Origin of the sequence: Bacillus sp. NPDC093026, from assembly GCF_044754665.1 — a bacterium.
Classification (GTDB): domain Bacteria; phylum Bacillota; class Bacilli; order Bacillales; family Bacillaceae; genus Bacillus; species Bacillus maqinnsis.
Map to the genome: position 1 here is coordinate 36,191 of NZ_JBIVPN010000008.1, position 22,150 is coordinate 58,340.

At 33.1% G+C, this 22,150-nt stretch carries 8 protein-coding genes and 1 pseudogene; 8 read left to right on the forward strand and 1 reads right to left on the reverse strand.

The genetic code is table 11. The features are described 5' to 3' along the window. Positions 1-507 precede the first annotated feature (507 nt). From ACIQCE_RS14495 to ACIQCE_RS14530, 8 genes and pseudogenes are all read left to right on the forward strand, one after another. The gene (locus tag ACIQCE_RS14495; protein ID WP_400495604.1) at positions 508-1,986 is read left to right on the forward strand and encodes a class I adenylate-forming enzyme family protein; all 1,479 of its coding nucleotides are present in this window, start codon (positions 508-510) and stop codon (positions 1,984-1,986) included. Positions 1,987-2,048: 62 nt separating this feature from the next. After that, positions 2,049-2,780, forward strand: coding sequence for a 3-oxoacyl-ACP reductase family protein (locus tag ACIQCE_RS14500; protein ID WP_400495605.1), 732 nt, complete (start codon positions 2,049-2,051; stop codon positions 2,778-2,780). 95 nt (positions 2,781-2,875) lie between these two features. After that, a complete protein-coding gene (locus ACIQCE_RS14505) occupies positions 2,876-3,118 on the forward strand; it encodes an acyl carrier protein (RefSeq protein WP_051683455.1) in 243 nt (80 codons plus the stop codon). 24 nt (positions 3,119-3,142) lie between these two features. Next, on the forward strand, positions 3,143-4,363 hold the full coding sequence (locus tag ACIQCE_RS14510) for a beta-ketoacyl-[acyl-carrier-protein] synthase family protein (protein WP_400495606.1): 1,221 nt from the start codon (positions 3,143-3,145) through the stop codon (positions 4,361-4,363). After that, positions 4,363-5,517: a beta-ketoacyl synthase N-terminal-like domain-containing protein gene (locus tag ACIQCE_RS14515; protein WP_400495607.1), complete on the forward strand. Its 1,155-nt coding sequence runs from the start codon at positions 4,363-4,365 to the stop codon at positions 5,515-5,517. Before ACIQCE_RS14510 ends, ACIQCE_RS14515 begins: the two co-directional genes overlap by 1 nt. Positions 5,518-5,621: 104 nt before the next feature. Continuing rightward, on the forward strand, positions 5,622-10,106 hold the full coding sequence (locus ACIQCE_RS14520; protein ID WP_400495608.1) for an amino acid adenylation domain-containing protein: 4,485 nt from the start codon (positions 5,622-5,624) through the stop codon (positions 10,104-10,106). 88 nt (positions 10,107-10,194) lie between these two features. Next, positions 10,195-21,033: an amino acid adenylation domain-containing protein gene (locus ACIQCE_RS14525; RefSeq protein WP_400495609.1), complete on the forward strand. Its 10,839-nt coding sequence runs from the start codon at positions 10,195-10,197 to the stop codon at positions 21,031-21,033. Positions 21,034-21,467: 434 nt separating this feature from the next. Continuing rightward, a pseudogene (locus tag ACIQCE_RS14530) lies at positions 21,468-21,670 on the forward strand (AraC family transcriptional regulator); the annotation flags it as partial. 6 nt (positions 21,671-21,676) lie between these two features. On the opposite strand, the gene ACIQCE_RS14535 reads toward ACIQCE_RS14530, so the two are convergent. Beyond that, on the reverse strand, positions 21,677-21,817 hold the full coding sequence (locus ACIQCE_RS14535; RefSeq protein WP_400495610.1) for a Fe3+ hydroxamate ABC transporter substrate-binding protein: 141 nt from the start codon (positions 21,815-21,817) through the stop codon (positions 21,677-21,679). Positions 21,818-22,150: the final 333 nt, after the last annotated feature.

The following is a 22,150-nucleotide window of genomic DNA, read 5'->3' on the forward strand; positions in this document are numbered from 1 at the left end:
CCTCCTCAAGTAAACAAATTTGTTTATATTCCATTAGCTGAACAAGCGGATAATGATTAACTTCATTATAAGTATAAAATGTTTCTTTTATTTTGCGTATTTTCTTCTTTTTTAAAGCAGACAGATATTTATCCAAAAATGAAACAAACTTTATCACTCAGGTCACTAAATACTTTTTTATAATCAAAAGAACCATTGTGCTTTTTAGTTGATTTTGTTTTTAGGTTTAACATTAATTATATATCATTTACAAATATAAGTGCAAATGAATAAAATATAACGAATTAGTTACAAATAAACATTTAATATTTAAAATAACAAAAATGGATTTTTGTTGTAATTTTTTAAAAAAGTGTTAGTATTAAATGTATGATTAATAGATTAAAGTAGAATACACTCAAAATTAAACTGTGATTTTTTTCCTGTTTTTGGTTTTTATAGTTAATTAATGAGATAGGTATTATTCGGAATAGTTTTTAATTCATTTAAAGGAAGTGGTTCTTGCTCATGTTATTTGAATCAATTAAAAAGGTAGCAAAGGTAAATCCTCATGCGCCTGCAATTTTAACTGAACATAGAATAATTACCTATGAAGAATTTGTGCTAGAAGTAATGAAGCTTAAAAAACAGTTAAAAAAATCTGGTTTGACATCTCAAACACCTTTGGCTATTGTTCTTGAACAAAACGAAGTTATCTGGGCAATAGTAGTTGCTGCAAGTTCCTTGAAGATCCCTGTAATGTTAGTTGATCCAAATTTAAAAGATACAGAAATGAAAAAAATAATGAGTATGTATCAAACCTGTTATGAATTGCATCCGACAAACTTTTCGAAATCTACGAAAATCAAAGGAGAAGATGTTATAAAATGTTTTCTTGATAAATATTCACTTGTATATACTGGATTAGCTTCAAGTTGTTGGAGTGAATATATCATCGCCGAGGATGAACAAAGTTACCTCGTTCTTTTAACATCGGGTTCTACAAAAATGCCATCTGGAGTTGTGAAAACAATAGATAGTATTGTTGGGGATGGCGTGAGAATAGGAACTTCTCTTGGGATATTTTCCTCTGATCGTGTATTCTGTGCTGCTCCAGTTTATCATGCATTTGGTTTAATATGCGGGTGCTTTGCCACCTTTTTAAGTGGATGTAGTGTTTCTTTTCAGGGGGCATACGTACTGCCTTCGACTATAGAAAATAGAGCCCGTCAATTATCGTGTACTGTATTAATGGCTTTGCCTTTTCATTATCGTTTGTTAGTAGAACATGTTGAGCCACCATTTAATAATATCCGCTTTGCTTTATCGTCCACCGCTCCTTTGTCAAAGGAACTTTTACAATCTTGTAGAGAAAGATTGAATTTAAATATACATAATATATATGGCTCATCTGAAGCGGGAGCAATATCTTTACAAAAAAGTCGAAATGCTGAAGATTCTTCCGATAATGTTGGACAGCTTTTAGAAGGTGTTAAGGTAAAATTTGATGAAAATAATATTATTGAGGAGAATGGTAGAAGAGTAAGTGAAATGCTTATAAAAAGTTCATCTCTTGCTGTTGGTTATTTGAATGTAGAAGGTATAGACGGCGGATCTTTCTCAATAGAAAATGGTTGGTGGAGAACTGGAGATTTAGCATATTTAAATGGAAATTGTGAGTTGATTATAGCGGGAAGAGTAAATATAACAATTAACGTTAATGGGAAAAAGGTTAACCCTTATGAGGTGGAAAGTGTTTTAAATAATCATCCAGCTATAACGGAGGCTGTTGTAGTAGGAAAACTTGATATTAAAAGAGGAGAAATTCCCGTTGCTTTTGTAGTAACAAATAAAACTGTATCTGAGGAAGAAATTTTTCAATTTTGTAATCAAAGATTATCTGCTTTTAAAATACCAAGAAAAATTGTGATCAGAGAGGTTCTACCAAAAACTTCTGCAGGTAAAGTACGTAGGAGAGAGCTTCAGCGGATTAGTAAAAATATTTGATATATTTATTAACTTGATAATTTTGTAATAGTATTGAGGTTTTTAGTTTAAGGAGGTATTTAATGTTAAAAGATAAAGCGTATTTAGTGACAGGTGGAACTCGTGGAATTGGAAAAGCGACTGTTAAAGCTCTTATCGAATTAGGAGCAAATGTTGCTTTTACTTACAATACCAATAAAAGTCTAGCGGAAGAAATTTGTGAAGAGTTAGGCGATAAAGATAAAATCTTTGCGGTTCAAGCAGATGCTAGAAACTTCTCGCAAGCAAAAGAAACAATTCTAAAGGTGAAAGAACGATTTAATAAATTGCATGGAATAGTAATTAATGCAGGTGTTGCTAAAAATAAGCCTTTTTATTTAATGAAAGAAGAAGATTGGGAGAATGTAATACAAACTAATTTAAATGGAACAATTAATTATGCAAGAGCTGCAATTTTTGATTTTATCAAACAAAATCATGGAAGAATTGTTTGTGTCAGTTCAGTAAGTGCGTTTAAAAGCTTTGAAGGACAAACAAACTATTCAGCTACAAAAGCAGGACAAATGGGTTTTGTTAAAACGTTGGCAAAGGAAGTAGCACGTTATGATGTAACTGTAAATGCAGTTGCCCCGGGAAGAATAGAGACAGGTATGTGGGATTCAATAGCTGAAAGTGACAAAGACAAACTCTTAAATGATATTCCTTTAGGGAGAGCTGGAGTTCCTTCTGAAGTTGCTGATGCGATTTGTTTTTTATTGGTTTCTAATTATATAACTGGTAGTATTCTTACAATTGATGGTGGACTTTCTCTTTAGAATAGACTTATTATTTGTTTTTTCTATTGGTTAAACTGAATCTCTTTTTTAAATAATACAAAGAAACACTATAAATTAATTATGGAGGTTTTAAATTGATTATCCAAGACAGTAAAGAAGTGTTAAAGAACATTATATCCGAAGTTATTGAGGAAGATACTTTTGAAGATGATGCTAATTTTATTGAAGAACTAGGTATAGATTCAATGATGATAATTGAAATTTTAGTCCGTGTAGAAAAAAAATTTAAAATCACAATAACGGAAGATTATATTCCTAGATTTACGGACCTAAACACAATGCATAGTGCTGTACAAGAGTTAATAGAAAATAAATAAATTTATTTAAAGAGGGTGATTCGAATGAAAAGTCGTGTAGCGATCACCGGATTAGGTGTCCTATCTCCAATTGGTTCTGGTAAGGGAGATTTTTGGAATGCGTTGATAAATGGTGAGATAGGTACAAGCAAGATTACATCTTTTGATACATCACTATTCAACATCAATTGTGGAGGAGAAGTCACTAATATGGATCCAACCACTTTTATACAGGAGTTAGATCCAGAAGTATTGGGAAGGACCTCACGGTTAGCTGTAGCTTCTTCATGTATGGCGTGGAGTGATGCTGGGACTTTGAAAAGTACCTATTCAAAACATCGTATTGGTGTGTGTATGGGGAGTTCACTTGGTAATAGCTCTATCTTAGAACATATTCATGATATACAAAACAATAATCAAGAAATTAATGTGCAACCTGATTACATATTGAACTCTTCATTAACTAATGTTGCTAACTCCGTTTCTGCTGAATTAGGAATTGAAGGTCCTAGTCTAACTATATCCACCGCTTGTACCTCTGGGAATAATGCAATAAGTTATGGTGCCGATTTAATTCAAGAAGGTGAAGTAGATGCAATTATTGTGGGTGGATCAGATGGAATATCGAGATTTTGTTATACCGTCTTTCATAGACTAGGGGCAATGACTCGAAATCTTTGTCAACCGTTTAACAAAGATCGAACCGGTATGATTGTTAGTGAAGGGGCAGCAAGCTTAGTACTAGAAGATATGGAAAAAGCAAAGCAACGGGGGGCTACAATTTATGCCGAACTTGCAGGGTATGGTCTATCCAGTGATGCATACCATATTACATCACCTCATCCAGAAGGTGCAGGAGCAGCGTTAGCAATGGAAAGAGCAATAAAAAACGCTCAAGTGAATAAAAAAGATGTTTCCTATATTAGTGCTCATGGAACTGGTACAAAAGCAAATGATAGTAGTGAGTCTTTAGCGATCTATTCCGTATTCGAAGAACAAGCAGATTCAATTCCAGTTAGTTCTATAAAATCCATGCTGGGTCATTCCATGGGAGCTTCAAGTGCAATTGAAGCAGTTGCCTCTACTTTAGCTATATACCATTCAATCCTACCTCCAACAATGAATGTTACAGAAATTGATCAACAATGTGTTAAAAACATAGTGCCTAATAGGGCTATTCGTCAACCCGTCAATGTTGCAATAAGTAATGCCTTTGCTTTCGGAGGCAATATTTCTACGATTGTTTTGAAAGGAGCATCTAACTAGTGTATCAAGATAAACAACGTATTGTAGTTACTGGTTTGGGTACTGTTTCAGCTTTTGGTGTAGACAATAAAGCATTATGGGCTGCTATTCAAAATAGTACTACATCTAGTACTTCAACTAGTTCAGGTTATATAGAAAACCCAAGAGTTGTTCAGATAAATTATTTAGAAGCTACTAAATTTCTAGGAAATAAGGGGTTGAAATTTATGCAACCCGCATCATTATATTTGTCAGTAGCGGCTATAATAGCACTTGAAAATTCTCAGATTGATATAAAAACGACAATATCAGATAGATTAGGTATAGTTGTCAGTACTAATTATAGTGGATTGAAAATGAGTTGTCAGTTTGATAGAACATCTATTAATGAAGGACCAAATTTTGTTAGTCCTATGCAGGCTCCTAATACAGTGGCCAATTCACCAGCATCGCATTTAGCTATTCGTTTACAATCTAAAGCCTTTAATACAACAATAGCTTCTGGGTGGTGCGCTGGATTAGATGCTCTAGGCTATGCAGTAAATATGCTAAAAAAAAATAATGCTGATACAGTCGTTGTTGGTGGAACAGAAGAGTGGAACGAAGAGATAGAATGGTTTTATAAAGCCGCAGGGTTATTATCTGATGAGGATGCGGAAGAAAAAGGTAAGGGGGTTCATTATGATAGTAAAGGTGTTGTTCCTGGTGAAGGTTCAGCAGCTGTTGTATTGGAGCGTTATGAAAATGCAGTTAAACGAGGAGCAACCATTTTAGGTGAAATCGTATCTTGGCATTCGAGCTTTACTTCAACTGATAGTAGAGAAGATAAAATAAAGGGGTGTATTAGGTGTATGGATGCTACCCTAAAAAAGGGTGCTGAATACAATGAAAATATAGATTTAATAATCTCAGGAGCGAACGGATTGCGAAAGTTAGACAGTATAGAAATAAGCGCATTGAATGAAATGTTTCCAAAAAAACCAATAATAAGGATTAAGGATACAATAGGAGAAACCAGTGGCGCCGCAGGGATTTTTCAATTAGTTTCATCAATAAACGCAATACAAAGCAAAAAAGACCAAAACTATTTATTAAAAGATATTAAAAAAGTCTTAATAACTGCAAATGATTTATCTGGTAGTACAAGCTCAGCTCTTGTTAAGGAACTGACATAAGAGATTAATTCTATTGAATATCTTTTTAGTCTGTTATTCACGATCAAAATTAGATGAAGATCTTTTTGTTCAATGGTTGTCAATAAAAAATAAAGGAGATAAAAATGAGCCTAGGAGAATATCAATCGTATCCGTTAACTGATGCACAGCAAAGAATATGGAACACAGAGATACTATATCCCAATACCGCATTGTGCCTTCTTTCAGGAATAATAAAGATTAAAATTCGTACTCGTATTAATAAAGATTTGTTAGAGAAGTCGATTAATAATGTAATTAAAACAAACGATGCATTGCGAATTAGGTTAATCAAGATAGAGAATGAAACAAAACAATTAATAGCAGATTATAAGTATCGGAATATTGATTTTATAGACTTTGATGATCCTAATAGTCGGTTTAAGTCATTCGACCAATTAAAAGCATATAACTTAGAACCTTTGGAATTAATTAATTCAGAACTATTTGATTTTTTAATTTTTAAAGTTAGTGATAATGAATACGGTTACACTGCGAAAATTCATCATGTTATTTCTGACGGTGTTTCTATGGAAAATTTATTTAAACAAATTCTTGATAATTATGAGCGTTTAGAACAGAAAGCTGCTATAAAAGAACATCACACCCCTTCTTATATTGACTACATACATGATGAAATAGAATATAAAGAGTCTGAACGATATGAAATAGATCAAAATTACTGGTTAGAAACCTTTCGACATTTGCCGGAAAATCTAAAAACAAATCTTTATAATCCTCTTACTACTAGTACAGCAGCAAATCGAAAAACACTCATAATAGAAGGTGAAACTTTAAGAAGTATTAAGAATTTGTGTAAAGAATCCAGAGTTAATCTTTTTACATTTTTTCAAGCAATCCTATATATATACATAAATAAGACTACAAATAGTCAGGATATAGTTATTGGAACAAATTATTCGAATAGGGTAACAAAAAGAGAAAAAAACACAATAGGAATGTTTACAAGTACAGTAGCATCACGAATGTTATTAGATTCCGATGAAACAATAATTTCTTTTTTAAAACGACTTTTTATTCAAACATCAAAAAATATGCGCCATCAAAGATACCCCTATAATGAATTAATTCAAGAGATAAGGCAAAAACAGAATATACCAAACTTACATCGACTTTTTGAGATAGCTATGGAATACAGGCCGTTTAAAACTTTTGAGTTAAATGGACAGAAAGTTGATTTTGAAGACCAGTTTTGTGGTGATGAAGCAAATGATTTAACTATTCATATAGTAGAAAAATTAGAAGAAGATCATCTAATTATTAATTTTGACTATAGAAAATATATTTTTAATGATGATGAAATGGAAACTTTAATCAAAAGTTTTCGAAAAATTATAAAATATATAACAGAACATCAAAATGAAGAAATTAAAAGCATTTCCTTTATATCAAAAGATGAAAAAAATGTAATTCTTGAAAAATTCAACAACACGAGAACTAATTATCCGAGAAACCAAGTCATTCAAGAATTGTTCGAAGAACAGGTGAAGCGTACGCCTGACCAAATAGCGGTAGTATGTGATGATAAATACCAAACATACAAAGAACTAAATAAAAAGGCGAATCAATTAGCCCGAACATTAGAGGCGGAGGGAATAGGACCTGATCATTTAGTTGGTATTATGGCTGAAAGTTCTTTAGATATGATTGTTGGGGTACTCGGCATTCTCAAGGCAGGTGGAGCCTATATCCCGATTGATCCCGACTATCCAAAAGAGCGGGTTCAATATATGTTAAATGACGCTGGAGTGGAAATAGTATTAAGTCAAAGTCATTTACAGAGAAATATACAATCACAAGGATTGAAGATATTCAATTTAGATGAACAGTCTAGTTATCATCAAGATGGAACCAATATGGAGAAATCCGTCAGTCCAACCCATTTGGCCTATGTACTTTATACATCTGGCACAACGGGTAAACCAAAAGGAGTCATGGTAGAACACCGAAACGTCATACGTTTGGTTAAACAGACAAATTATGTGACGTTAGATGAAGAGACACGCATACTTCAAACTGGAAACATGGTCTTTGATGCCTCTACATTTGAGATATGGGGGCCCCTTCTAAATGGTGGTCAGCTTTATTTGACGAAAAATAAACAAATATTAGACGTGGTTAATTTGAAAGAATTAATAGAGCGTTATCATATCAATACGATGTGGTTAACATCGCCTTTATTTAATCAACTAACAGCACAAAATATTCATTTATTTGAGCACTTAGAGACATTAATTATAGGTGGTGATGTATTATCAGTAACTCATGTTAATAAGATAAAACGCAATAATCCAAGATTAAAATTGATTAATGGCTATGGACCCACAGAAAACACTACATTTTCCACCACATTCGCTATACAAGGTGAACAGGAAGGATCAGTGCCAATTGGAAAACCAATCGCTAACTCCAAAGTGTATATATTGGATCGTTCTCTGAATTTACAGCCTATTGGAGTATGGGGTGAATTAGTAGTGGCAGGCGATGGAGTAGCCCGGGGATACTTAAATTGCCCAGACGTAACAGCTGAGAAGTTCCTAGAAAGCCCATATGTTTCAGGAGAACGGATGTATCGAACAGGTGACTTAGCCCGTTGGCTGCCGAATGGGAACATTGAATATCTAGGTCGGATGGATCACCAAGTGAAAATAAGAGGCTACCGTATAGAAATTGGTGAGATAGAAATGGCCTTATTAAACATAAAAGGTGTGCAAGAGGCCATTGTCATTCCAAAAGAGCAAGATAATGGGGAAAAAGCACTCTGCGCCTATTTTGTGGCAACGTGTTCATATCTAATCAATGAAATGAAAGAACAGTTGTCAGAACTGTTACCTCATTATATGATTCCGTCCTATTTAGTACAACTGAAACAGATGCCATTAACACCGAACGGAAAAATTGATCGTAAACTTCTTCCTAAACCTGAAGAAGAACTTCAAACGGGTACTGAATATGTAGCACCTCGTAATCCAGTCGAGGAAACATTAACTGAAATTTGGCAGAAGGTTTTAGGATTAAGTCGAGTAGGTGTCAAAGATAATTTCTTTGAGGTTGGAGGTGATTCTCTTAGAGCAACAAATGCAGTGGTGAATATTAACAAAGAGCTAAAAGTAGATATATCCATTAAGGAAATATTCAGGGGTTCAACAATAGAGCATTTAGCGAAAATTATAGAAAAAAGTAGTGTTGAGAGCCATGATTTTATCCCAGTTATAGAAGAGAAAGATTATTATCCTGTATCTTCAGCGCAAAAAAGAATGTATATTTTGAGTCACATGGTGGGCAATGAATTAACTTATAATATGCCTCATTCCGTTCAAATAGATGGGGAATTAAACATTAAGAATCTTGAATCTGCTTTTAAGAGATTAATTGAACGCCACGACTCGCTTCGTACAAGTTTTAAAATGATTAACGGTGAACCTAAGCAGTTCATACAGAAAAATATAGATTTTTCTATTAAATCTATACAAGCAACCTTTGAGGATTTAAAGAAAAACCAAAGTGACTTTTTATATGAATTTGACTTAACGAAAGCACCTTTAATGAGAGTTAAATTATTAAAAATCAATAGTGAGTGCCATATTTTGATGATTGATATGCATCATATAATTTCAGATGGTACATCAATAAACATTTTCATGAAAGAACTATTTGATTTGTATGAAGGCAAACAGTTACCAGAACTTCGTATTCAATACAAAGATTATGTGGCATGGCAACTAGAATTACAAGATAGTGAAAAAATGAAAAGAAATGAGGACTATTGGCTAAAAGTATTTACAGATGACATACCATTAGTAGATATGCCAACCGACTATGAAAGACCGATTAAAAGAAGTTATGAAGGTTCTTTAGTAAATTTTAAAATAGACAATGATTTGTATAGGGGATTAAACAGAATAGCAGAACAAACTGGCAGCACATTGTATATGGTGTTATTGGCAGCATATACTATTTTATTATCAAAATATACTGGTCTAAAAGATATCTCAGTTGGAACTCCAGTATCAGGGAGAAACCATACTGACATAGAAGGAATAATAGGTATGTTTGTAAATACTCTGGTAATCCGAAATCGCCTAAGCTTTGAAAAAACGTTTATTCACTACTTGAATGCAGTAAAGGAAACAACACTAGATGCTTTTGAGAACCAAGACTATCTTTATGAAAGATTAGTCGAAAAAGTAGATGTAAAAAAAGTGAAGAACCGCAATCCACTATTTGATACGATGTTAGCCATTGAAAATGTTGACTATATAGAAAAAAACAAAAGTAGTCTAAATTTAAAATCCCTTGAACAAGTGCATACAGTATCAAGGTTTGATTTAACATTATTCATACATGTAGGTCAAAATGAATTAAGAGGGAGTTTTGAATACTGCACAAAACTCTTCAAACGAAGTTCAGTGGAATTGTTAGTGAGAAATTTAAAAACAATAATTTCAATCATTAGTAAAAACCCTAGTATTAAATTAAGCGATATTAAATTAGATCTAGATATAAAAGGTAATCATAATCAAGTTGATTTATTTGAATTAAATTTCTAAGATTCTTTTTTAGAGAACAAATAGCTTAAAAATCAGGTGCTGATTAGCAAAGGTAAATCAGTATAAGGGTAAAAAGGGGTGTAAATAGTTGTCTATATTTAAAGAACAATCATTATTTTGGGATAAGGTATTTGATTATGAAGATAATATAACTCACTTGCCGCATAAAGCGTCATCTTTTCATCATAAAGGAATACCTTCTGAGGATATAATTAATGGTATGCTGTCGTTTGAAAACTCACAGAGAGTAATGGAACTAACAAACCGTTCTCCGATGGCTATTTATATAGTTATGCTCTCAGGTGTTAAATGTTTGTTATATAAGTATACAGGAAATGAAAATATCATTGTAGGAATGCCATCGTTACAGGACAAAAATCTGTCTAGTTTGAACGAAATCTTAATGATAAAGACTAAGTTTTACAAGACAAGTTCTTTTAAAGAGATATTTAAAGAATTAAATATGTTTATTAAAAAGGCAGCAGCAAATCACAATATCCCATTTAGAAAAATGGTAGAGAATCTTAACATCCAGTATGATGATAATCATTTGCCTAAAATAAATACGATAATCTCATTAGACAATTTACATACTACACATTTTAAAGAAACAACTTCCTCAGATGTTAGATTTGAATTTTATATTGAAGATAATCTTATTAAATATAGATTAGCCTATAATCAAGGTTTGTATGATCCTGCATTTATGACTAGAGTTACTAACCATTTGAATCGAATTTTCTCTGAAATTTTATTTCAACCTAGTCTTGAAATAAGTCAAATGAAAATGATCTCTAAAATAGAAGAAGAACAAATTTTAACTAAATTTAATCAATCTAAAATAAATTGTCAGGAAAATACGACTATACATCGTTTATTTGAGCATAGAGTCATAAGTGAACCCAATCATGTAGCTGTTGAACATGAAGGAAAAACTTTAACATATAAAGAATTAAATGAACGTGCAAACCAAGTAGCGCGTTTATTAAGAGAAGATGGTATGAAGGAAGAAGAACTAGTAGGCATTATGTTAGATCGTTCTCTTGAAATGATTATTGGAATACTAGGTATCCTGAAAGCAGGAGGAGCCTATGTACCAATTGATCCTGATTATCCAGAAGAACGTATCCAATATATAATTTCCAACTCTAATATTAAGAAATTATTGACAAAACGGAATTTACAAGAGGTTTCATTTGTAAAGAAAACCTTATATTTAGATGAAGAATCTTATGACTATATGGATAGTTCAAATCTCACAATAAATGTATTGCCGCATCATTTGGCATACGTGATTTATACATCAGGTACTACTGGAAAACCAAAAGGTGTTATGGTTGAACACCAATCAGTCATTAATACACTCACACATTTGGAAAGTCTATATCCTTTAGGGAGAAATGACTCTATATTATTAAAAACAAACTATACCTTTGATGTGTCAATAACTGAATTATTTGGGTGGTTTTTTGGTCAGGGAAGGTTAGTTATATTAAAGCGAAATTTTGAAAAAGAACCAAGCAAAATGTTAAATATAATAAGAGAGAAACAAATCACTCATATTAATTTTGTGCCAACAATGTTAAAAGTATTTTTAGATGAAGTGAAAACAATACACTCAAATAAACTAAGTTCGTTAAAGTATGTATTTGCAGCTGGAGAGGCATTACCTGTTAATTTAATTAAACAATTTAATGATTTGTCTTTAAACGCAATATTAGAAAATATATATGGACCGACAGAAGCCACAATATATGCAACACAATATTCAACCAATCAAGACATGGAAGAGTTCGTCAATACACCTATAGGCAAACCTATTAGAAATATGCAAGCTTATGTTATAAATAATGATAATCAATTACAACCAATAGGTTTAGTCGGAGAATTGTGTTTAAGTGGCCAAGGCCTAGCAAGAGGATATTTAAAATCCCCCGATTTAACGAGTGAAAAATTTGTAGAGAACCCATTTATCTCAGGTCAAAGGATGTATCGTACAGGTGACCTGGTTCGTAGGTTATCGGACGGCAATATTGAATATGTAGGTAGAATCGACCATCAAGTGAAAATACGGGGATATCGAATTGAAATCGGGGAAGTGGAGACTGCTCTTTTAGATGAGGAAGTTATCAAAGAAGCAATCGTTACAAAATATGAAGATGTACACGGAAATAAATCACTTTGCGCTTATATAGTAGGGAATAGAGATTTTTCTTTGAGCCAGTTAAAAGAAAAACTGTTAGAAAAATTACCAAGTTATATGATTCCATCATATTTTGTCCAACTTGAACAACTACCAATCACACCAAATGGAAAAGTTGATCGTAAGGCTCTGCCTTCCCCTAATGAAGATTTACATGTTAAAAGTATATATATGGCTCCAAGAACAGAGATTGAACAAGCACTAGTGAAAGCATGGAAAGATATATTAGGTATACAAAGATTAGGAGTATTAGATAATTTCTATGAACTGGGTGGAGATTCGATTAAATCAATACAAGTGTCTTCTATACTATTTCAACTAGGTTACAAAGTTGAAATGACACAACTATTGAAGTATCCCACTATTGCAGAGTTAAGCCATCATGTATACCCTATTACGAATACGATAGAACAAGGGGAAATTAAGGGGAATGCATCACTAACGCCAATTCAATCATGGTTTTTTAAGAAAAATTTTGTGGATAATTATTTTAATCAAGCTATGATGCTCTATAGTTTCGAACGTTTTGATACATCGCTTTTGGAAAAACTAATGAAAAAAATAATTACACATCATGATGCTTTGCGTTCGGTTTTCATAAGACAAAATAATCAATATGAAGTACGGATACGTGGCAATGAAGAAGGACCATTATTTTCACTAGAGCTATTTGATTTAAAAAATGTGGAAGATGTAGAAAGTATAATTGAGGATAAGGCGAATTTAATACAAAGTAGTATAGATATAGCCAAAGGACCATTGGTGAAATTAGGTCTGTTCCAATGCGCAGATGGTGATCATTTATTGATCGTAATTCACCATCTTGTGGTCGATATGGTCTCGTGGAGAATTCTATTTGAAGACTTAGCGACAGGGTACAAACAATTAAAAAATGGTGAACCTATTCATCTACCTCCTAAAACTGATTCGTATAAACAATGGTCGACACTTTTGTTTGATTATGCTCAAGGTTCCGAAATAGATTTTGAACGCACATATTGGAATCAAATAGAGCAAGTTCAACATCTTCCATTGCCGAAGGATCATGAGAATATGATTCCAACTAATGAAAATAACCATACTATTACCGTGAAGTGGAATGAACAGGAAACAGAGCAATTGCTAAAAAAGACGAATAAATCATACAATACAGAAATTAATGATTTATTACTATCTGCTCTTGGTTTAGCGGTTTATAAATGGACAGGAATAAAAGATGTAATAGTTAATTTAGAAGGACATGGAAGAGAATCGATATTATCAGGGATGGATATTACTCGTACAGTGGGATGGTTTACAAGTCAGTACCCGGTTATACTGCAGATAAATCCGAATCAGAGCTTGTCTAATAATATCAAAACTGTGAAGGAAGGATTAAGAAAAATTCCTAATAAAGGAATAGGTTATGGTATTCTACGATATCTGTCTCAAAAACAGAGTGGTATCGGAAAGTTAAACCCTGAAATAAGTTTTAATTATTTAGGTCAATTTGATCAAGATTTGATTCGAAATGATTTGAAAATTTCTTCTTTGTCGAGTGGTTCGATCATAAGTAAACAGACGAATAGGGAATATGTATTAAATATAAATGGTTTTGTACAAAATGGTAAGTTGTCTCTTATGATTGAGTATAGTAGAGATCAGTATGAAACTAAAACAGTAGAACAGTTTGCTAAATTATATAAGGCGAATTTGATGGAAATTATTGTTCACTGTTTAAGGAAAAAAGATACTGAATTAACACCGAGTGATCTGAGTTTGAAAGAATTGAATATCAATGATTTAGAAGAAGTCATTAAAAAAACTAAGCATATTGGTAAGGTTGAGGATATTTTTGAATTATCTCCGATGCAAAAAGGAATGTTGTTTCACAGTGATTTAGACTCATCACTATATACTGAGCAATTAGAATTTGATTTATGCGGAAATTTAGATGTTGATACTTGGGTCAAAAGCCTTGAAATTCTTATGCAAAAGTATTCGATTCTTAGGATGAATATTTTTAAGGGTTGGAACGATACTCCACTTCAGATAATATACAAATATAAATCATGTCCGTGGATTTATGAGGATTTACGTACAATGAACAAAGAGGAATTTATAGAAGCTTATACGGTAGAAAATAAAACAAGAGGATTTAATCTTGAAGTAGATACATTGATACGATTAGCTGTATTTCATACCGAAAATAAAACACACCGTATAATATTGACTTTCCACCATATCTTGATGGATGGATGGAGTATTTCGATTTTACTAAAGGAATGGCTCAAACAATATGAATCGTTGATGCTGGGAAAAGATGATAGATATGAGACTAATCTTCCTCCATACAGTAGATATATCAAGTGGCTCTCTCAACAGGATAAGAAAACATCTGCTAACTACTGGAGCAATTATTTAGCTAACTATGAAGAACAAACCACTATACCTTATTCTAAATCAGCTAAGCCATTAAAGAAATATCAATCGAAAACAGTAGCTTCTAGAATAAATGCAGTATTAACCAGTCAACTCCAGCAAATAGCACATCGGAATCAAGTAACTATGAATACAGTTATTCAAGCGCTATGGGGAATATTACTCCAAAAATATAATAGAAGTGAAGATGTCGTTTTTGGCAGTATAGTATCCGGAAGGACAGAAGAAATCCCTAATATTGAAAATATGATTGGTTTATTTATAAATACTGTTCCGGTACGTGTCCAGAGTGAGGAAGGAATGACATTCACTGAGTTAACGAGAAAAATGAGTGAATTAGCGATTTTATCAACTCCCCATAGTACTTATCCCTTATATGAAATTCAAGCGCAAACAGAACAGAAACAGAATTTAATTAATCATATTATGGTATTTGAGAATTATCCAATTTCGCAACTAACTAAAAGGGAAATATCTAATGAAAAAACCTTAAACATTGCTAATTTACGTGGAATCGAGCAAACCAACTATGATTTTAATATCGTAGTAATACCAGGAAGTGAATTGGAGATTATTTTCCAATTCAATCAGAACGTGTATGATGAAAGAAACGTCGAACAGATAAGTAGTCATTTTTCCAATTTAGTACAACAAGTAGTTTTAACTCCAGATATTCCATTAGAAAAACTTAGTGTGATTTCGATTGAAGAGAAGAATAAAATTCTAACTGATTTTAATGATACCAAAACAGACTATCCGAGGACCAAAACAATTCAAGAACTGTTTGAAGAACAGGTTGAATTAGTCCCTAATCAAATTGCAGTGTCATATAAAGATCAACAATTAACATATAAAGATTTAAACGAGAGAGCAAATAAATTAGCACGTATGTTGAAAGCAGAGGGAGTAGGACCTGATCGATTAGTCGCTATTATGGTAGAGCGTTCTTTAGACATGATTGTCGGGATCTTAGGTATTTTGAAGGCTGGCGGAGCATATCTGCCTATTGATACTGATTACCCTGAAGATCGCGTCCGTTATATGATAGAGGATTCAGGTGCGGAATTGTTATTGAGTCAGAGTTACTTACAGAGCAATATACCGCAAGAGAGCAAAGTTTTCTATTTGGACGAACAATCTAGTTATCATCAAGATGCAACAAATCTGGAAAGCGAGATAGAATCAACTCATTTAGCATATGTAATTTATACATCAGGTACAACTGGTAAACCAAAAGGTGTAATGACATTACATCGTAATATTGTTAGGGTTGTCAAAAATACTAACTACATTGATATAACTAAAGATGACAATGTTTTGCAGTTGTCTAGTTATTCGTTTGATGGGGCAACATTTGATATATTTGGAGCGTTATTAAATGGTGCAAAATTAATAATAGCTCCTAAAGAAACAATCTTAAATATCAGCACTTTAGCTGACTTAATAAAAAATCAGCGAATATCAGTTATGTTTATCACAACTGCCTTTTTTAATGTTCTTGTTGATCTTGATGTGAATTGTCTAAGCGGGATTAGAAAAATTCTTTTTGGTGGAGAGCAAGTTTCCGTAAAACATGTTCGTAAGGCGTTCCAAGTTCTTGGCCCAAATAAAATAAAACATGTATATGGTCCGACAGAGAGTACTGTATTTGCGACATATTATGATGTTGAGGAAATGCAAGATGGAGAGCTTAACATTCCAATTGGAAAACCTATTAGTAATACAGCGATATATATTGTGGATAAATTCAATCACTTACTTCCTATTGGTGTAGAAGGTGAGCTTTGTATAAGTGGTGATGGTTTAGCTCGTGGATATTTGAATAGTTTTGATGTTACCAAGGAAAAGTTCATAGAAAACCCATACAATTCAGGAGAATGTATGTATCGAACTGGAGATTTGGCACGTTGGCTACCAGATGGGAATATTGAATACCTAGGTAGGGTTGACCATCAAGTGAAAATACGTGGATATCGTATTGAAATTGGAGAAGTGGAAACTGCCTTATTAAATATAAAAGAGGTACAGGAGGCCATTGTCATTGCGGACAAGGACGGAAATGATGAAAAAGCACTTTGTGCCTATTTTGTTGCAGAGCATCCATATCCAATAAGAGAGTTAAAAGATCGATTATCAGAGCTGTTACCTAGTTATATGATTCCCGCATTTTTTGTACAGATGGAGCAGATGCCCTTAACGCCGAATGGGAAAATAGATCGCAATTCACTTGCTAAACATAAAAAACAACTACATACAGAAAATGAGTTTGTAGTTTCTCGTAATTCTGTCGAGGAAGAACTTGTGGATATTTGGAGAGAAATTCTTGGGGTTGAGCGAGTTGGAGTGAAAGATAATTTCTTTGATATTGGAGGCCATTCTCTTAGAGCAACAAATTTAGTTGCGAAAATTTATAAAAAGTTTAAAGTGGATATATCGCTTAGGGAGATATTTAGCGATCCAACAATTGAGCAATTAGCAACAATTATTGAAAATAGGGAACAAAAAGATTGTATACTAACTCCTTATGTAGAAAAAAAAGAATATTATCCTGTATCTTCTGCGCAAAAAAGAATGTATATCTTAAATCAACGAGAAGGTAGTAAACTTAGCTATAATATACCAAATATGTTGGTGATTGATGGGGATTTAAATATTGCAAAATTACAGTCTGCTTTGGTAAAACTAATTGAACGTCATGAGTCATTACGAACGTCTTTTAAATTAGTACAGGGAGAACTATCACAACATATTTACCCTAATGTTAATTTCAAATTAAAGGTTAAGAAAATTAATCAACATGAAATAGATGCATATGCTCGTAAATTCATCATTCCATTTGATTTAGCCAAAGCCCCACTTTTTAGGGTTGAATTATTAAAGGTAAGACCACAAAAACATATTTTATTGATTGATATTCACCATATTATTTCAGACGGAATATCAATGAATGTATTCATGCAGGATTTGTTTAAATTATATAAGGGAGATAATTTACCAGTATTACCAATACAATATAAAGATTTTACAATTTGGAAGGAAAAAGAATTTGATCAACCGTATATTAAGAAACAAAAATCATATTGGTTAGAAACATTAAGTGGAGAACTACCTGTTTTGCAAATACCAACTGACTTTGCAAGACCAAGCATACAAGATTTCAATGGGGGAATCGTCGAATTTGATATCGATGAGCATACAAGTAATGCGTTAAGAGAGTTAGCTGCGCGAACAGATACTACACTTTATATGGTTCTGTTGGCTATCTATACAATGATGTTATCAAAATATAGTAATCAAACAGATATTATTGTTGGGAGTCCAATTGCAGGAAGGTTAAATTCTGATTTAGATCGTGTTATTGGTATGTTTGTTAATACGTTAGCGATGCGTAATTATCCAGAAGGAGAAAAATCATTTACTAATTATTTAATGGAAGTAAAAGAAAACACTTTAAATGCTTTTGAAAATCAAGATTATCCATTTGAAGAGTTGGTAGATAATTTGAATTTTCCTAGAGATATGAGTAGAAGTGCAATTTTTAGTGTAATGTTTGCAATGCAAAATATAGAACAAAATTTTGAAACAATAGAAAACTTGAATTTCACTCCTACTAAGCTTGAATATCACATTTCAAAATTTGATCTAACTTTAACTGCAATTGAGCAAAATATGAAAATTCACTGCATGTTTGAATATGCTACTTCGCTATTTAGAGAACAAAGCATAAAATTAATGGAGAAACACTTTAAGCAATTAGTAAATCAAGTTATTTCGAGTCCACATAAGAAACTTGTATCTATATCAATGAATGTAAAGGAAGATAATGAGCAAATTCTTGAAAAATTCAACAACACGAGAACTAATTATCCGAGAAACCAAGTCATTCAAGAATTGTTCGAAGAACAGGTGAAGCGTACGCCTGACCAAATAGCGGTAGTATGTGATGATAAATACCAAACATACAAAGAACTAAATAAAAAGGCGAATCAATTAGCCCGAACATTAGAGGCGGAGGGAATAGGACCTGATCATTTAGTTGGTATTATGGCTGAAAGTTCTTTAGATATGATTGTTGGGGTACTCGGCATTCTCAAGGCAGGTGGAGCCTATATCCCGATTGATCCCGACTATCCAAAAGAGCGGGTTCAATATATGTTAAATGACGCTGGAGTGGAAATAGTATTAAGTCAAAGTCATTTACAGAGAAATATACAATCACAAGGATTGAAGATATTCAATTTAGATGAACAGTCTAGTTATCATCAAGATGGAACCAATATGGAGAAATCCGTCAGTCCAACCCATTTGGCCTATGTACTTTATACATCTGGCACAACGGGTAAACCAAAAGGAGTCATGGTAGAACACCGAAACGTCATACGTTTGGTTAAACAGACAAATTATGTGACGTTAGATGAAGAGACACGCATACTTCAAACTGGAAACATGGTCTTTGATGCCTCTACATTTGAGATATGGGGGCCCCTTCTAAATGGTGGTCAGCTTTATTTGACGAAAAATAAACAAATATTAGACGTGGTTAATTTGAAAGAATTAATAGAGCGTTATCATATCAATACGATGTGGTTAACATCGCCTTTATTTAATCAACTAACAGCACAAAATATTCATTTATTTGAGCACTTAGAGACATTAATTATAGGTGGTGATGTATTATCAGTAACTCATGTTAATAAGATAAAACGCAATAATCCAAGATTAAAATTGATTAATGGCTATGGACCCACAGAAAACACTACATTTTCCACCACATTCGCTATACAAGGTGAACAGGAAGGATCAGTGCCAATTGGAAAACCAATCGCTAACTCCAAAGTGTATATATTGGATCGTTCTCTGAATTTACAGCCTATTGGAGTATGGGGTGAATTAGTAGTGGCAGGCGATGGAGTAGCCCGGGGATACTTAAATTGCCCAGACGTAACAGCTGAGAAGTTCCTAGAAAGCCCATATGTTTCAGGAGAACGGATGTATCGAACAGGTGACTTAGCCCGTTGGCTGCCGAATGGGAACATTGAATATCTAGGTCGGATGGATCACCAAGTGAAAATAAGAGGCTACCGTATAGAAATTGGTGAGATAGAAATGGCCTTATTAAACATAAAAGGTGTGCAAGAGGCCATTGTCATTCCAAAAGAGCAAGATAATGGGGAAAAAGCACTCTGCGCCTATTTTGTGGCAACGTGTTCATATCTAATCAATGAAATGAAAGAACAGTTGTCAGAACTGTTACCTCATTATATGATTCCGTCCTATTTAGTACAACTGAAACAGATGCCATTAACACCGAACGGAAAAATTGATCGTAAACTTCTTCCTAAACCTGAAGAAGAACTTCAAACGGGTACTGAATATGTAGCACCTCGTAATCCAGTCGAGGAAACATTAACTGAAATTTGGCAGAAGGTTTTAGGATTAAGTCGAGTAGGTGTCAAAGATAATTTCTTTGAGGTTGGAGGTGATTCAATCAAAGTACTAAAATTAATTAAATTTACTAATGAGCAAATGAATGTTGAACTGAACTTTCAGACCGTTTTTGGCAGCCCTACAATTGAATTAATGGCAATGCAATTAGTGAATAAGAACGCAAATCTCATCGTAAAGAAAGGATTTTTCCCTTTAAACAAATTTGGAGAGTTGAATGTGTTCTGTTTCCCTCCTCCAACTGGGCTCGGAGTAATTTATTTTGAGATGGCTAAGTTGCTTGAAGAAGAGTGTCTTATATATGTAACTGATTTTATTAATAATGATAACCATGATGTGATGTTAGACAGATATGTCGATCATATTATATCTATTCAAGCCAAAGGTTCATATAATTTCTTAGGGTATTCTGGAGGTGGTAATTTAGCCTTTGAAGTTGCCAAGAAAATGAAAAAAAGAGGCAAGCATGTATCCAATATTGTAATGTTAGACACAACACCATGGAACAAAGAAGTTCAACAAATTGCCTCCAAGATACTTAATGAACCTGTTAATAAAACGAATTTAGATATGATCCAACAGAGAACGACACCTTACACTCAAAACAAACAAAATAAGTTTTTGTTATACTTGCAAACATTAGAAAATTCAGGGTCTATAGATGCTAATATCCATAATATAGTTGTTGATACAGTAACAACATCGTTCAAAAAGGAATGGGGTAACTTCACAACTCAATCCTATGTTGAGTATCAGGGAATTGGAACACATGATAATCTATTAAGTTCCGATTATATTCAAGAAAACGTAAAAATTATTCAAGAAATTTTAAATAAAATTAAAAATGAAAATAACTAATAATCACCCTTGATAATGTACTTAACACCGTGAATGCAGAGAAAATAAGAGTATAAGCTTTTGGAATGTTGGTTTATAAAAATTTTTGATGCTTGAACACAATAAGAAACAAGCCTAAATAAACTAGCTCTGATTTCACCGAGTGAAGAGAAGCTGATTCCTTTTTAAAAGGAATTGGCTTTTTTAATTCCGTTTTAAAAAAGCTACTAGGTCACTTAGCCAAACTACTCTTTCTCAAAATACTCAACTCACTCATAATTCTTAACTTATAAAATTCACCTTTGATAATTTCAGTAAGCAGTAAGATTGGTTTGTTGAATTTCCTTTAAAGTTTATGAAGGAACAATCAATTTAGCAAAAATGATCAAAAGAAAGATGAAGAAAGTAATAAAATATAGGGTAGGGGCAGGAGAAACAATGGATTACTAAAGAGAATACAAGATTCGATTACGTTTATTGAGAAGAATCTGCAAAACGATATAAGTATAAAGGACATTTTCGCGAAATCCTCTTTTCAGCGTTTGTTTCAAGCCATTACAAGTTTTTCTGTGCAAGAGTATAGCAGAAATAGAAGGTTCACAGAAGCTGCTAGTTATTGAAAGAAACAAGGCAGAACGTCTTAAACATAGTGATTGCCATTTGACTAGGTTAGTCTATTCCTCAGCCAAGCCTTTACTTCTGTCATTCCTCGTCTCTTTGGATAGACGAGCTTGACGTACACTTTTTCGTTTCCTTCTATCTTTTTATTACAGCTAGTACACGTAGGTTCTTCAAATAGAAACAATCGACATACTCCTTTTTGTAGATATTTCTTCCATTATATCAAATATGCAACATAATCTTTGCGGCCCGTTCTTCACTTTTTCTATTTTTGTCCGACATATGGTAAGGAAAAGAAATTTTCGTTTGTTGAAACCGTTTGTGAGAAACCTTGCTCTAACAGGTGTCTCTCTCCCAAGCTTCTCCTTCAGTAAAAGAGTTTTTCCATGTAGCTGAAACGGTTTTCCAAAAGGAGAGGGATTTGGTGAAGGGTGTATAAAGAACTAGATGTGATTTTCCAAATACGTACAATAAGACGAATGAAGCGGACATTTCTTTGAAAAATGTTCGCTTTTTG

Excerpts from the sequence above, each read along its gene's own strand:
- ACIQCE_RS14495 (WP_400495604.1), top strand. The coding sequence starts at position 508 with ATGTTATTTGAATCAATTAAAAAGGTAGCAAAGGTAAATCCTCATGCG.
- ACIQCE_RS14500 (WP_400495605.1), top strand. The coding sequence starts at position 2,049 with ATGTTAAAAGATAAAGCGTATTTAGTGACAGGTGGAACTCGTGGAATT.
- ACIQCE_RS14510 (WP_400495606.1), top strand. The coding sequence starts at position 3,143 with ATGAAAAGTCGTGTAGCGATCACCGGATTAGGTGTCCTATCTCCAATT.
- ACIQCE_RS14520 (WP_400495608.1), top strand. The coding sequence starts at position 5,622 with ATGAGCCTAGGAGAATATCAATCGTATCCGTTAACTGATGCACAGCAA.